The sequence below is a fragment of the Streptomyces sp. NPDC008092 genome, from assembly GCF_042957285.1.
Classification (GTDB): Bacteria; Actinomycetota; Actinomycetes; order Streptomycetales; family Streptomycetaceae; genus Streptomyces.
In genome coordinates this window covers 13,092-26,275 of the sequence record NZ_JBIBHY010000001.1, presented here as the reverse complement: position 1 = coordinate 26,275, position 13,184 = coordinate 13,092, and the positions used below count along the sequence as shown (strand labels likewise).

Sequence of the window (13,184 nt, the reverse complement as noted above, 5' to 3'; positions counted from 1 at the left end):
CTATACGATGTTCCACATTTCTATACAGGTACCGCCGGGCCGTCCGGATCGGTACGTCTTCATACTGCGCCGCCTGCGGGGCCGGGTACGGCTCGCGCGCCACGGACGGCCGAGCGCGCGACCTCCCGGCCGACCGAACGGCGCGCACAGCGCGTGGTGCGCCCGGTCGGCGGGGGCGCATCGCCCGCCGGGCGGCTCCCTCCCCGGGCAGCGCGGACCTGTCACGGGTCGGAGCGGCCTGCGCGGCACCCTCACACGGCACCCCTCAGCCGGCACCCCTCAGCCGGCACCCCTCACACGGCACCCCTCACACGGCATCCCGTTCCACCGGGCAGCTCATGCACCGCGGCCCGCCCCTCCCCCGCCCCAGTTCGCTCCCCGGGATCTCGATCACCTCGATGCCCTGCTTGCGCAGATGGGTGTTGGTGGTGGAGTTGCGTTCGTAGGCGACGACGACGCCGGGTTCGACGGCGAGGACGTTGCAGCCGTCGTCCCACTGTTCGCGTTCGGCCGCGTGCACGTCCTGGGTGGCGGTCAGGACGCGGATCTCGCTGAGGCCGAGGGCGGCGGCGATCGCCCGGTGCATGTGCTCCGGCGGATGGTCGGTGACCTTGAGCTCCTTCTCGCCGGCGCCCGGTTCGATGGTGTACGAGCGGAGCATGCCGAGTCCGGCGTACTGGGTGAAGGTGTCGCCGTCGACCATCGTCATCACCGTGTCGAGGTGCATGAAGGCGCGCCGCTTCGGCATGTCCAGGGCGACGATGGTCTGCGCCGAGCCGGCCGCGAACAGCTTGTGCGCGAGCATCTCGACGGCCTGCGGGGTGGTGCGCTCGCTCATGCCGATCAGGACCGCGCCGTTGCCGATCACCAGGACGTCGCCACCCTCGATGGTGGAGGGGTAGGCGGCCTGCCCCTCCGACCAGACGTGGAACGTTTCGCCACGGAAGAGCGGGTGGTGCCGGTAGATCGCCTCGAAGTGCACGGTCTCGCGCTGCCGGGCGGGCCAGCGCATGGCGTTGATGGAGACGCCGTCGTAGACCCAGGCGGAGGTGTCGCGGGTGAAGAGGTGGTTGGGGAGCGGTTCGAGGAGGAAGTCGTCGAGGTCCATGGCGTGGAAGCGGACCGAGGTGGGCTCCGCGTGGGCGGACAGGAACTCCCGCTTGGTCATGCCGCCGACGAGCGCCTCGGCCAGCAGCCGCGCCGGCAGTTTCTCGAAGGCGGCGCGCAGGTGGTCGGTGGCGAGCGGGCCGTACTCCTTCTCGTCGAAGACCCGGTCCAGCACGAGGGTGCGGGCGGCCTCGATCGCCAGCGCCTCTTCCAGCAGGTCGCCGAAGAGGTGGACGGCGACCCCGCGGTCGCGCAGCACGTCGGCGAAACCGTCGTGCTCGGCCCGGGCCCGGCGCACCCAGAGGACGTCGTCGAAGAGGAGGGCATCCTTGTTGCTCGGGGTGAGCCTTTTGAGCTCCAGATCGGGCCGGTGCAGTATGACGCGGCGCAGCCGCCCGGCCTCGGAGTCGACGTGGAATCCCATGCCTCCATCCTGACCACCGGGGACCGTGTTCACCCCCTGCTCGGCCGTTTCTTGTTCTCGTCCCCTTGACGACAAACACGTCCCAGGATTATGGTCATCATGACTCTAAAAGCGAGGGGGCGGATCCGATGGCCGACATCACCAGGCGCCTGGGCTGGCGCCATCTGCGCGGCGCGCCGACGGCGCACGTCAGACACCACCGGGGCGAGAAGCTGCTGCACGACGGACCGGGGCTCAGCTTCTGGTTCCGCGCGCTCACCGCGGCGATCTCCGAGGTCCCGGTCGACGACCGTGAACTGGCGATGACCTTCCACGCCCGTACGGCCGACTTCCAGGACGTGGCGGTCCAGGCGACCGTCACCTACCGCGTCGGCGACCCGGCCGTCGCGGCCGCCCGCCTCGACTTCTCCATCGACCCGGACACCGGTGTCTGGCGCGGCACCCCGCTCGAACAGCTGGGCACCCTCCTCACGGAGACGGCCCAGCAGCACGCGCTGGACGCACTGGCCCGCACCCCGCTGGCGGAGGCGCTGGTGGACGGGGTGGCGGTGGTCCGGGAGCGGGTCGCGGCCGGCCTGGCGGCGGAGCCGCGGCTGCCCGCCACCGGCATCGAGGTGGTGGCCGTCCGCGTGATGGCGCTGCGGCCGGAGCCCGAGGTGGAGCGGGCGCTGCGCACCCCGGCCCGCGAGCAGATCCAGCAGGAGGCCGACCGGGCCACGTACGAGCGGCGCGCGGTGGCCGTCGAGCGGGAGCGGGCGATCGCCGAGAACGAGCTGGCGAGCCAGATCGAACTGGCCCGCCGCGAGGAACAGCTGGTCGAGCAGCGGGGCACCAACGCACGGCGCGAGGCGGAGGAGAACGCGGCGGCCGACGCGGTCCTCGCGGAGGCGGAGGCGGCCCGGACGGTGAAGCTGGCGGAGGCCGAGGCAGCCAGGTCCGTGACGCTGGCGGACGCCGAGGCGGCGCGCACGGTACGGCTGGCGGAGGCGGAGGCGGCCCGGTCGGTGAAGCTGGGCGAGGCGGAGGCGGCGCGCGCGGTCACGCTGGCGCGGGCCGAGGCCGCGGGGGCCCGGGAGGTCGGCGAGGCGCGGGCCGCGGCGCAGGCGGCCTGGCTGCGGGTGCACGGCGAGGCGGACGTGGCCACGCTGCACGCCCTCACCGGCGCCCGGCTCGCCGAGAACCTGCCGCGCATCGACAGCGTGACCGTGTCGCCGGACGTGCTGACCGGGCTGCTCGCCAGGCTGGGCGGGGAGCGGGAATGAGCCTCGCGCCGCGGGCCGTGCTCGTCCACCGGACCACGGAGTACGAGGAGCTGGTGGCCCGGCACGGCACGCACGGCCAGGCCGCCTTCTTCCTCGCCTCCCGGGGCCGGGACATGGCCGAGGTCGCCGAACGGCACCGGCGCACCCGGCAGGCGCTCGCCGAGGTGACCTCGGCGGTGCCGCTGGCCTGGCGCCAGGCCCGGGTGGAGCGGGCCGACCTGGACCGCTTCCTGTTCGCGCCGGAGGACGTGGTCGTGGTGGTCGGCCAGGACGGGCTGGTGGCGAACGTGGCCAAGTACCTGGACGGCCAGCCGGTGATCGGCATCGACACCGACCCCGGCCGCAATCCGGGGGTCCTGGTGCGGCACCGGCCGGAGCAGGCGGCCGTGCTCCTGGCCTCGGTCGCGGCCACGGCGGCCGACGAGCTGACGATGGTCGAGGCGGTCGCCGACGACACGCAGCGGCTCGTGGCGCTCAACGAGATCTACCTCGGTACCGCCGGTCATCAGACCGCCCGATACCGCCTGGGCCTGGAGGGCGACGGGGGTGTCGTCGAGGCCCAGGCATCCTCCGGGGTGCTGGTGGGCACCGGCACGGGGGCCACCGGCTGGCTGCGCTCGGTGTGGCAGGAGCGCGGCGCCCGGCTGCCGCTGCCCGCCCCCACGGAGGACCGCCTCCTCTGGTTCGTCCGGGAGGCGTGGCCCTCGCCGGCGACCGGGACGTCCCTGGTCGCCGGGGAGCTGGCGGCCTCGGCGGCCCTGACCCTCACGGTCGAGTCGGACCGCCTGATCGCCTTCGGCGACGGCATCGAGACCGACGCCCTGGAGCTGACCTGGGGGCAGACGGTCCGGGTGGGGGCGTGCGCGCGGCGGCTCCGGCTGGTCGGCTGACCGGCCGGAGCCACCGCGGGTCACGACCGCGGGTCACGACCGCGGGTCACAGCCGCGGGTCCACCGGCTCCGACTCCAGGGCCAGGACCCCGAAGACCGCCTCGTGCACGCGCCACAGCGGCTCGCCGTCCGCGAGGCGGTCCAGGGCCTCCAGGCCGAGGGCGTACTCGCGGATCGCCAGGGACCGCTTGTGGTTGAGGAAGCGGCCGCGCAGGCGGGTGAGGTTGTCGGGGCGGGTGTACTCGGGACCGTAGATGATCCGCAGGTACTCCCGGCCCCGGCACTTGATGCCGGGCTGGACGAGGCGGCCCTGCGGGTCGCGGACGACCGCGCCGGCCGGCTTGACGACCATGCCCTCGCCGCCCCGGCCGGTCATCTCCAGCCACCAGTCGACGCCGGCCCGCACCGACTCCGGGTCGCCGGTGTCGACGTGCAGACGTCGGGTGGTCTGGAGCAGGCCGCTGGGGTCGTGCTCCACCAGCCGGTCCAGGAGGGCGAGTTGCTCGTCGTGCGGGAGCGCGGCGAGGCTGCGGCCCTGCACGGCGAGGATCTGGAAGGGGGCGAGGCGCACCCCGTCCAGGCCCTCGGTGGTCCAGCAGTAGCGGCGGTAGGCGTCGGTGAACGCGGCCGCGTCGGCGGCGCGTTCGCGCTGCCGGTCGCGGAGTTCGCCGAGGTCGACACCGCGGCCCGCCGCCCGCTCCAGGGCGGCCAGCGCGCCCGGGAAGACCGCGCCGGAGGCGGCGCCGACGGCCGCGTACTGGGTGCGCAGCAGGCCGGAGGCCTTGAGCGACCAGGGCAGCAGTTCGGCGTCGAGGAGGAGCCAGTCGGTGGCGAGTTCGTCCCAGAGGCCGGCCGCGTCGACCGACGCGCGGATGCGGCCGAGGATCTCCTCGGTGACCGACTCGTCGTCGAAGAACGGGCGTCCGGTGCGGGTGTAGAGGGAGCCGGTCGGGCCGGGGGCGACGCCGAAGCGCTTGTGGGCGACCTCCGCGTCCCGGCACACCAGCGCCACCGCCCGCGAGCCCATGTGCTTCTCCTCGCACACCACCCGGTCGACCCCGTCCGCGGCGTACTGGGCGAAGGCCTCCGCCGGGTGCTCCAGATAGCCCTCGACGTGCGAGGTGGCCGTCGGGGCCATGGTCGGCGGCAGGTACGGCAGCAGGCGCGGGTCGATCGCGAAGCGGCTCATCACCTCCAGGGCGGCCGCCGCGTTCTCCTCGCGGACCGCGATCCGGCCCTGGTACCGGGTCTCGACGACCCGTCGCCCGTGCACGTCCGCCAGGTCCAGCGGACGTCCGTCCTGACCGCCGGGCGCCTCGGTCCGCAGCGGGCGGGCCGGCTCGTACCAGACCCGCTCGGCCGGTACGTCGACCAGCTCCCGCTCCGGCCAGCGCAGCGCGGTGAGCTTGCCGCCGAAGACGGCGCCGGTGTCCAGGCAGATGGTGTTGTTGAGCCAGCTGGCCTCCGGGACCGGGGTGTGGCCGTAGACGACGGCCGCCCGGCCCCGGTAGTCCTCGGCCCACGGGTAGCGCACCGGCAGGCCGAACTCGTCGGTCTCGCCGGTGGTGTCACCGTACAGCGCGTGCGAGCGGACCCGGCCGGAGGTGCGGCCGTGGTACTTCTCCGGCAGCCCGGCGTGGCAGACCACCAGCTTCCCGCCGTCGAGGACGTAGTGGCTGACCAGTCCGTCGATGAACTCCCGTACCTGCGCCTTGAACTCCTCGCTCTCGCCGTCCATCTGCTCGATGGTCTCGGCGAGTCCGTGGGTGTGCTGGACCTTGCGGCCCTTGAGATAACGGCCGTACTTGTTCTCGTGGTTGCCTGGCACGCACAGGGCGTTGCCCGACCCGACCATCGACATGACGCGGCGCAGCACGCCCGGGCTGTCCGGGCCGCGGTCGACGAGGTCACCGACGAAGACCGCGGTACGGCCCTCCGGGTGGACGCCGTCGCGGTAGCCCAACTTTACGAGCAGGGACTCCAGTTCGCTCGCGCAGCCGTGGATGTCGCCGACGATGTCGAAGGGACCGGTGAGGTGGGTCAGGTCGTTGAAGCGCTTCTCGGTGACGACGGTCGCCGACTCGATCTCCTCGACCCCGCGCAGGATGTGCACCTTGCGGAAGCCCTCGCGCTCCAGGTGCCTGACGGAGCGGCGGAGTTCGCGGATGTGGCGCTGGATGACCCGGCGGGGCATATCGGCGCGGTCGGTGCGGGCCGCGTTGCGTTCGGCGCACACCTCCTCGGGCACGTCGAGGACGATGGCGATGGGCAGCACGTCGTACGTCCGGGCCAGGTCGATCAGCTGGCGCCGGGACTCCTGCTGCACGCTGGTCGCGTCGACGACCGTGCGGCGGCCGGCGGCGAGCCGCTTGCCGGCGATGTAGTGCAGGACGTCGAAGGCGTCCTTGGTCGCGCTCTGGTCGTTCTCGTCGTCGGAGACCAGGCCCCGGCAGAAGTCGGAGGAGATGATCTCGGTCGGCTTGAAGTGCCGGTGCGCGAAGGTGGACTTGCCGGAGCCGGAGGCGCCGACGAGGACGACCAGGGAGAGGTCGGTGACGGGGAGGACCCGTCCGGTGCGCTGTGTCTCTGTCATGCTGCCTTCGCCTCCTTCGCAGAGAACGTGAACGTGGCCATCTGGGTGGGCGGGCCGACCTCCGGGTCGTCCGGGCCCACGGGGGTGAACTCGACGTCGTAGCCGTGGAGTCCGGCGACCCGGTGGGCCCAGGTGCGGAACTCCTCGCGGGTCCACTCGAAGCGGTGGTCGCCGTGCCGGGCGTGGCCGGCGGGGAGGGTCTCCCAGCGGACGTTGTACTCGACGTTCGGGGTGGTCACGAGGACCGTGCGCGGGTGGGCGGCGCCGAACACGGCGTACTCCAGGGCGGGCAGCCGCGGCAGGTCGAGGTGTTCGATCACCTCGCTGAGCACGGCCGCGTCGTACCCCTTGAGCCGCTTGTCGGTGTAGGCGAGCGAACCCTGGAAGAGCTTGACGCGGGACGCCTGCCGCTCCCCCATGCGGTCCAGCTTGAGCCGCCGGGAGGCGATGGTGAGCGCCCGCATCGACACGTCGACGCCGACGATCTCGGTGAAGGACGGGTCCTTCAGCAGCGCCTGCACCAACTGGCCCTGACCGCAGCCGAGGTCGAGGACCCGGGCGGCACCGGCGCGCCGCAGCGCGTCGAGGATCGCGTCCCGGCGCTGCACGGCGAGCGGGGTCGGCTTCTCCTCCGTCTCGGTCTCCTCCTCGACCGCGTTGTCGATCTCCTCGACCTCGCTGTCGTCGGTCTCGGCGAGCCGGACCAGCTCCAGCCGCTCCATCGCCTGCCGGGTCAGCGACCAGCGGCGGGAGAGGTACCGGCTGGTGATGAGCTTCTGCTCGGGGTGGCCGGGCAGCCAGCCCTCGCCCGCGCGCAGCAGCTTGTCGACCTCCTCGGCGGAGACCCAGTAGTGCTTGGCGTCGTCGAGGACGGGGAGCAGGACGTAGAGGTGGCGCAGCGCCTCGGAGAGGGTCAGCGCCCCGGACTCCAGGACCAGGCCGACGTACCGCGAGTCGCCCCACGCGGGGAACTCGGTGTCCAGGGCGACCGGTTCGGCGGTCACCGTCCAGCCGAGCGGCTCGAAGAGCTTCCGCACGAGGTCGGGGCCGCCGCGGGCGGGCAGCGCGGGCACCTCGATCCGCAACGGCCTTGCCTGCGCCGGGGCTTCGGGGCGGGCCTTGCAGACACCGCGGATCGCGCTGGAGAAGACGTTGCCGATCGCCACGGCGAGCAGCGAGGAGGCCGCGTACGGGCGGTCGTTGACGTACTGCGCGAGCGCCGCGTCGGGGGCTCCGCCGCGTCCCTTGCCCTTGCCGCGCCGGACCAGCGCCACCGCGTCCACCTCCAGGAGCAGCGCCGCCGTGCAGCGGCCGGGATCCGCCTCCGGGTAGAAGACGTGCGCGATGCCGTGCGAGGTGGTGAAGGTCTGCGCGTTGTCGGGGTGCTTGTGCAGCAGGAACCCGAGGTCGGTCGCGGGACGTTCGGGGGTGCCGGTGGTGGTGATCGTCAGGAACACGGTGGGTCGCCTCGAAAAGGATCTGGAAAGGGTGCGAACGCGCTGGTCGCGCGGTTGTTCGCGAATCCAACGTAGCTGGGGACGCGGGGCGGGTGCGCGGAATTTCTCCCGGCCGGGGGCAGCGCCCCGTAGCGGCGCTGGGGGTACCCCCGGCCGAAGGCTGGGGGAGGAACCGCGCGACCAGCCACGACGGCGCCGCGGACGGCACACCGCGGCCTCCCACCGGAACGTCAGCCGTCGGCCCGTTTCCAGGCTCCGACACCGAGCTTGCCCGTTGTCCCGAGATCAAGGCCCGGCGTGACCATCACGGGCGCGGCGCCCGGCTTCGCCAGGACCCGGACGTAGGGCACGTTCACGGCCGTGCCCAGCTGGGTCGTGTTGCGCCAGATCAGGCCGGAGAGGGCGGCTTCGCCGGGCTTCAGGGTGAGCTGGGCGGGCGGGTCGTCGAAGCCGGTGCCCATGGCGATGGCGTCACCTCCGTGCAGGACACGGATGCCGTGGACGGGCTCGCGGTCGTCGTCCAGCAGGCTCAGTTCCGGGTAGCCGTCGAGCGCGTAGTCCCGTTTCCCGCAGTTCTCCAGGTGGAGTCCGACGACCCGCAGGCCCATCGCGGCGTCGCCGCGGTCGGCCCACAGCCGTACTCCCGAGGCGGGGCAGGCGCCCGTCTCGGACGGGGCCTCGTCGGCGGGGACCTTGGTGACCTCGGCGACCTTCACCCTGGTCACCGGGGAGGCGCCGGGAGTGAGCACGCCCAGCTCGACGGTGCCCGCGGTGCTGTGGCCCGGCCGGACCCCGGGCACGGTCACCTTCTTGTTGCCCATGACCTCGCCGGTGTCCGTCGTGAAGTCGAAGCGCACGGTGTAGGTCATGGCTTCGTCGCCGTCGTTGCTGACCTGGTAGGCGGCGGAGATGCCGGAGTCGCCCGGCAGCCGGTCCGCCTGCACCAGGCCCGGGGTGGCGGACGGGGTCGGGGAGGCGGTGGGGATGGTGACCGAGGTGATCCGGACGCCGTCCACCGGGGGGTCGGTGACGGTGGCTCTCGGTGCCGGGACGGCCGCACCGGCCCCGCCACCGGTGTCCGGGTGCTCCGTGCCGCAGGCCGTGGCCAGCAGGACGACGGCGGCGGGGACGAGGAGACGGGGACGGGGTCTGCGCATCCGGCCACCTCATCAGGGACGGCGCCGGGCGACTGTGACGGAAGCCATAGCTCCGGTCACAGCCGTGTCACAGCCGGCCGGATGCGCGACCCCGGCCGGTCACGACAGCTGGGACTGGACCTGGGCGGAGATCAGCTCCAGGTGGTCCAGGTCGGAGAGGTCGAGGATCTGGAGGTAGAAGCGGCGGGAGCCGATCCCGGCGTAGCGGCCGATCTTCTCGACGACCTCGGCGGGGGTGCCGGCAAGGCCGTTCTCCTTCAGTTCGCCGACCTCGCGGCCGATCGCGGCGGCACGGCGGGCGACCTCCTGGTCGTCCTTGCCGACGCAGACGACGAGGGCGTTGGAGTACGTGAGCTCGTCCGCGCCGCGCCCGGCCGCCTCGACGGCGGCCCGCACCCGGCCGAACTGCCGCTCGCTGTCCTCGACCGAGGCGAACGGCATGTTGAACTCGTCCGCGTACCGCGCGGTCAGCCTCGGGGTGCGGGTGGCGCCGTGGCCGCCGATCAGCACCGGGATCCGCGCCTGGGCGGGCTTGGGCAGGGCGGGCGAGCCGGTGAGGTCGTAGTAGCTGCCGTGGAAGTCGAAGGTGTCGCCGAGCTTGGTCTCCCAGAGGCCGGTGACGATGGCCAGCTGCTCCTCCAGGCGGCCGAACTTCTCCTTCGGGAAGGGGATGCCGTACGCCTTGTGCTCCTCCTCGAACCAGCCCGCGCCGAGGCCGAGTTCGACCCGGCCGCCGGACATCTGGTCGACCTGGGCGACCTGGATGGCGAGCACGCCCGGCAGCCGGAAGGTTCCCGCGGTCATGAGGGTGCCGAGGCGGATCCGCTTGGTCTCGCGGGCGAGTCCGGCGAGGGTGATCCAGGCGTCGGTGGGGCCGGGCAGGCCGTCCACGTCGCCCATCTTCAGATAGTGGTCGGACCGGAAGAAGGCGTCGAAACCGAGGTCCTCGGTGGCCTTGGCGACGGTGAGGAGGGTGTCGTAGCTCGCGCCCTGCTGGGGCTCGGTGAAGATACGAAGGTCCATACACCTATCCTGCACGGCCCCCGCCCCGTCAACGACACCGGCACCGCCCGTCACGGGCGTCCACCCGCGGGTGAATATCGTCAACGGCGGGGCCACCGGGCGGCGCGGGCCAGTGACCGGCCTGTGCGGTGATCGTTGGGTGGGGGGAGCCGGGCCGTCCGGCACCCGCGCCGGACGGCCGCCGTCGCCGCGCGTCGTTCGTGGCCCGCCGACGGCGGCGGGCCGGGGGGCCGAGGAGGCCGTCTTGTCCGAAGAGACCGTTCCACAGCAGGGCGGCGCCTCGTCCGGTCAGCCGAAGGGCCTGCTCCAGCAGATGGAGGAACTCATGGCGGCGCTGAACGCGGACCTCTCCGCGCTCGACGCGGACCTGCAGCGGCCCCCGCGGGAAGAGGCCGATCTCGGCCGGGAGGCGCGTCCCAGGCCCTAGGGCCGCCGGGCGAGGTGAGGGGGGCGGTGCGCCGGTCGGGTGGGGGCTGGTGGGGGCTGGTGGGGGCTGGTGGGGGCTGGTGGGGGCTGGTCGCGCAGTTCCCCGCGCCCCTGGAAGCACCGGGAGTGACCGCCCCTTCAGATGCGCGGGGGACTGCGCGACCAGCCACAACGGCGCCGCGGACGAACGACGACGCATCGCGGCTCTTCGTGCGGAACGCTCAGCCGTCGCGGACCTCCTCCCGGGCCGCCAGCTTGCGGAGCATCTCCAGGACCCGGTCCCGGGACTCGTCGGCCGCGTCGATGGCCTCCATGCACTGCCAGTACGTCGCCTCGTCGGCCGCGGCGCTGGCCATGCCTACCAGTGCGATGCCGGCCTCGGCGAGGAGGCCGCCGAGGCTCAGCAGGGTCAGGCGGGCGTCGTCCAGTTCGGTGAGCTGGGCGGCGCGCAGGGTGCCGGGGTCCAGGTCGGGGGTGCCCAGGACGCCGCAGCCCCGGCCCGCCAGCTCGGTCAGGCCGAGGGCCTCGCCACGCAGCTCGGGCGGGCCGGAGACGGCCAGCCGGCTGCCGATCGCCTGGGCCAGGGCCTGCGCCTGCCACACCTCGGTCATCATCTCCGGAACGCCCGCGCCGTGCGCCAGCGCCTGTCTGCTCGCCACGATGAGCCGCATCGCGTCCATCCGTCGCCCCGTCCCCGTCGGTCCGAACTGCCTTGCCGCACTCAGTAGTTCACTACCCAGAGTGAGGGTTCCTGAGACCTGGAGCCAGGGGAAGACGGAAATCTGTGGACAACAATTCGGATTCGGGCGGGATACTCGCTACTGAGCGTTAAACCGGAGTGCCGTGCTCCTTGCCCACGCCGTCCCACGGCCCGTCAGGCGGGCGGAAACCGCTCCTCGTTGCGGTCGATCTTCGCGGCCAGCGCGGCCAGCGGGTCGACGCCCAGGACGTCGCAGAGCTGGAGGAGATAGGCGAGGACGTCGGCGACCTCGTCCGTGACCCGGTGGGCGGTGCCGGGGTCGGCCATCACCCGGGACGACTCCTCCGGGGTCAACCACTGGAAGATCTCGACCAGTTCGGACGCCTCCACGCTGAGGGCGGAGGCCAGGTTCTTGGGGGTGTGGTACTGCCGCCAGTCGCGGGCGGCGGCGAACTCGGCCAGCCGGTGCTGGAGTCCCGCCACGTCGAGGGGTTCGTCGGTCACGCGTCCAGGTGTACCACTGTGATCGACTCCGCGCCCTCGGCCCAGGTCGCGTCGCTCACCGCGCCGACCAGCCGGATGTGGCCGCGCTCGCCCATCAGGACTGCCGTGCGCAGGAGTTCGGCGCGCTGGCCCGGGTCGAGGGCGCGGTCGAAGCCGTCGGCGAGGACGGTGAGACCGCGCATGGCGTCGGGGACCTCGCCGGGCGCGTCGACCGCCAGGACGCCGGGTCCGGTGAAGAGGACCAGGGCGAGGGCGAGGTAGCGCAGCTCGCCGTCGCCGAGCCGCTCCAGCTCCGTACGGTGGCCGTCGCCGCGGTCGAGGAGCGCCCGTACCGTGCCGTCGCCGAGGGGTTCGGCGAGCAGGTCGACGACGGGGCCCGCACAGCCGGTGCGCACCGCGTCGACGAGCAGGCCGTGCCGGCGGCCGCATTCGGCACGGGTCCGCCACAGGACGTCGGCGAGGTTGTCGCAGCCGCGCAGCAGCCGGCCGGAGCCGGTGCGGACGGGGGCGCGCATGCCGTCGGGCCGCGGGTCGCAGGGGAACACCGACCGCAGGGCGACGACCATCTGCTCGGCGGCGGCGAGGACCTGCCGCTGTCCGTCCGTCTTCCCCGCGACGCGCAGCGGCAGCAGTGCGGTGCCGAGGCGGTCGTCGGGGAGCGGCGCCCGGGTCACCGGCGCGGAGCCCGCGGTGTGCCAGGCGGCCTGCACGGCCGGGCGGCTCGGGTCGCGCAGCGCGGTCTCCAGGAGCACGAGGCCGCCCGCGGTCAGCCGTTCGCCGACGATGCGCAGTTCGGGCTCGGCCTGTACGGCGAGGTCGAGCCGCACCGGCCCCTCGGCGCCGTCGGCCGTGCACCCGATGCGGAACCCCCGGCGCCGCTGTGCGTCGGGCCGGGCCCGCTCCGGCACCAGCGCGCCGGGGTCCGGGAAGACCTCCGCGAGCACGGCGCCGCCGCCGAGCCGGGCGAGCGCCTCGTAGGCCGCGAGGGCCGCGCTCTTCCCGCTCCCGCTGGGCCCGGCGAACAGGGTGACCTGGCCGACGGGGAAGGCCGCACCACGATGCCGGGCGAAGGCGGAGAGCCGGAGCTCGGTGACGCGGGGGCGGGGGTCGCGACGGGGAGTGGGGGCGGGCGCCGGGCGGGGTGCCGGTGCGGCGGCCGGCGGGCGGCTGCCCGAGCGGGCGCGCGGGACGGTCTCCGGCGGTCCGGCGGGCGTGCCGGAGCGGGCCGGACGGGGCCGCCCGGGAGTCGAACCGCCGGGCTCCGCAGGCGCGTTCGGCACCGCCGACGGCACCCTTTCCGCGGGTGACAGCGGCGGTAACGGCGACGGGGCCGACGTGTCACCCGCAGCGGAACGGGCGGCAGGAGAAGGGCGGGACGCGGACGAGGCGGAGGGCACGGCCATATGCGGACCGTAGGCCTCCGCCCGCCCGGCGAACCGTTCCGCCCGCGCACCCTTCCTTCGATCGGGGGATGCCGGGCCGGTCCGTGGGGTGGCCCGGCCACACCTCGGACCGGCCCGGTCACTCCTCGGATCGGCCGTGCCATATCTCAGATCGGCCGTGCCCCCCTCGGACCGGCCGTGCCGCGCCGCGGACCGGCCGTGCCGCGCCGCGGACCGGCCGTGCCACACCGCGGACCGG

At 73.7% G+C, this 13,184-nt stretch carries 11 protein-coding genes; 3 read left to right on the top strand and 8 right to left on the bottom strand.

Features of this window, described 5'->3' with window-relative positions; all coding sequences use genetic code 11:
- Positions 1 to 307: 307 nt before the first annotated feature.
- Positions 308 to 1,531, bottom strand: coding sequence for an arginine deiminase (locus tag ACFZB3_RS00120; RefSeq protein WP_391367214.1), 1,224 nt, complete (start codon positions 1,529 to 1,531; stop codon positions 308 to 310).
- A 128-nt stretch (positions 1,532 to 1,659) separates the two neighbouring features.
- On the opposite strand from ACFZB3_RS00120, the gene ACFZB3_RS00115 reads away from it, so the two are divergent.
- Together ACFZB3_RS00115 and ACFZB3_RS00110 are read left to right on the top strand one after the other, a co-directional pair.
- Positions 1,660 to 2,793: an SPFH domain-containing protein gene (locus tag ACFZB3_RS00115; protein ID WP_391367211.1), complete on the top strand. Its 1,134-nt coding sequence runs from the start codon at positions 1,660 to 1,662 to the stop codon at positions 2,791 to 2,793.
- A complete protein-coding gene (locus ACFZB3_RS00110; protein WP_391367208.1) occupies positions 2,790 to 3,683 on the top strand; it encodes a hypothetical protein in 894 nt (297 codons plus the stop codon). Before ACFZB3_RS00115 ends, ACFZB3_RS00110 begins: the two co-directional genes overlap by 4 nt.
- A gap of 46 nt (positions 3,684 to 3,729) precedes the next feature.
- Here the strand turns inward: ACFZB3_RS00110 and ACFZB3_RS00105 are convergent, their stop codons facing one another.
- The 4 genes from ACFZB3_RS00105 to ACFZB3_RS00090 all read right to left on the bottom strand — a co-directional run bounded on the left by ACFZB3_RS00105 (position 3,730) and on the right by ACFZB3_RS00090 (position 9,913).
- Positions 3,730 to 6,276, bottom strand: a complete 2,547-nt coding sequence (locus ACFZB3_RS00105) for a polynucleotide kinase-phosphatase (protein WP_391367205.1) — start codon at positions 6,274 to 6,276, stop codon at positions 3,730 to 3,732.
- Positions 6,273 to 7,733, bottom strand: a complete 1,461-nt coding sequence (locus ACFZB3_RS00100; protein ID WP_391367202.1) for a 3' terminal RNA ribose 2'-O-methyltransferase Hen1 — start codon at positions 7,731 to 7,733, stop codon at positions 6,273 to 6,275. Before ACFZB3_RS00100 ends, ACFZB3_RS00105 begins: the two co-directional genes overlap by 4 nt.
- Before the next feature lie 230 nt (positions 7,734 to 7,963).
- Positions 7,964 to 8,890 carry a DUF4232 domain-containing protein gene (locus tag ACFZB3_RS00095; protein ID WP_391367199.1) on the bottom strand — a complete coding sequence of 309 codons (927 nt, stop codon included), beginning with the start codon at positions 8,888 to 8,890 and terminating at the stop codon, positions 7,964 to 7,966.
- 99 nt (positions 8,891 to 8,989) lie between these two features.
- Positions 8,990 to 9,913, bottom strand: coding sequence for a TIGR03560 family F420-dependent LLM class oxidoreductase (locus ACFZB3_RS00090; RefSeq protein ID WP_391367196.1), 924 nt, complete (start codon positions 9,911 to 9,913; stop codon positions 8,990 to 8,992).
- Positions 9,914 to 10,157: 244 nt separating this feature from the next.
- Here ACFZB3_RS00090 and ACFZB3_RS00085 point away from each other — a divergent pair, with 244 nt between their 5' ends.
- Entirely contained in the window at positions 10,158 to 10,340 is a 183-nt protein-coding gene (locus tag ACFZB3_RS00085; RefSeq protein WP_391367194.1) for a hypothetical protein, read from the top strand.
- A gap of 220 nt (positions 10,341 to 10,560) precedes the next feature.
- Here ACFZB3_RS00085 and ACFZB3_RS00080 read toward each other — a convergent pair whose 3' ends face one another.
- The 3 genes from ACFZB3_RS00080 to ACFZB3_RS00070 all read right to left on the bottom strand — a co-directional run bounded on the left by ACFZB3_RS00080 (position 10,561) and on the right by ACFZB3_RS00070 (position 12,823).
- Positions 10,561 to 11,019: a DUF6099 family protein gene (locus ACFZB3_RS00080; RefSeq protein WP_362588757.1), complete on the bottom strand. Its 459-nt coding sequence runs from the start codon at positions 11,017 to 11,019 to the stop codon at positions 10,561 to 10,563.
- 194 nt (positions 11,020 to 11,213) lie between these two features.
- A complete protein-coding gene (locus tag ACFZB3_RS00075; protein ID WP_391367190.1) occupies positions 11,214 to 11,543 on the bottom strand; it encodes a MazG-like family protein in 330 nt (109 codons plus the stop codon).
- A complete protein-coding gene (locus tag ACFZB3_RS00070; protein ID WP_391367187.1) occupies positions 11,540 to 12,823 on the bottom strand; it encodes an ATP-binding protein in 1,284 nt (427 codons plus the stop codon). Before ACFZB3_RS00070 ends, ACFZB3_RS00075 begins: the two co-directional genes overlap by 4 nt.
- Positions 12,824 to 13,184 lie beyond the last annotated feature (361 nt).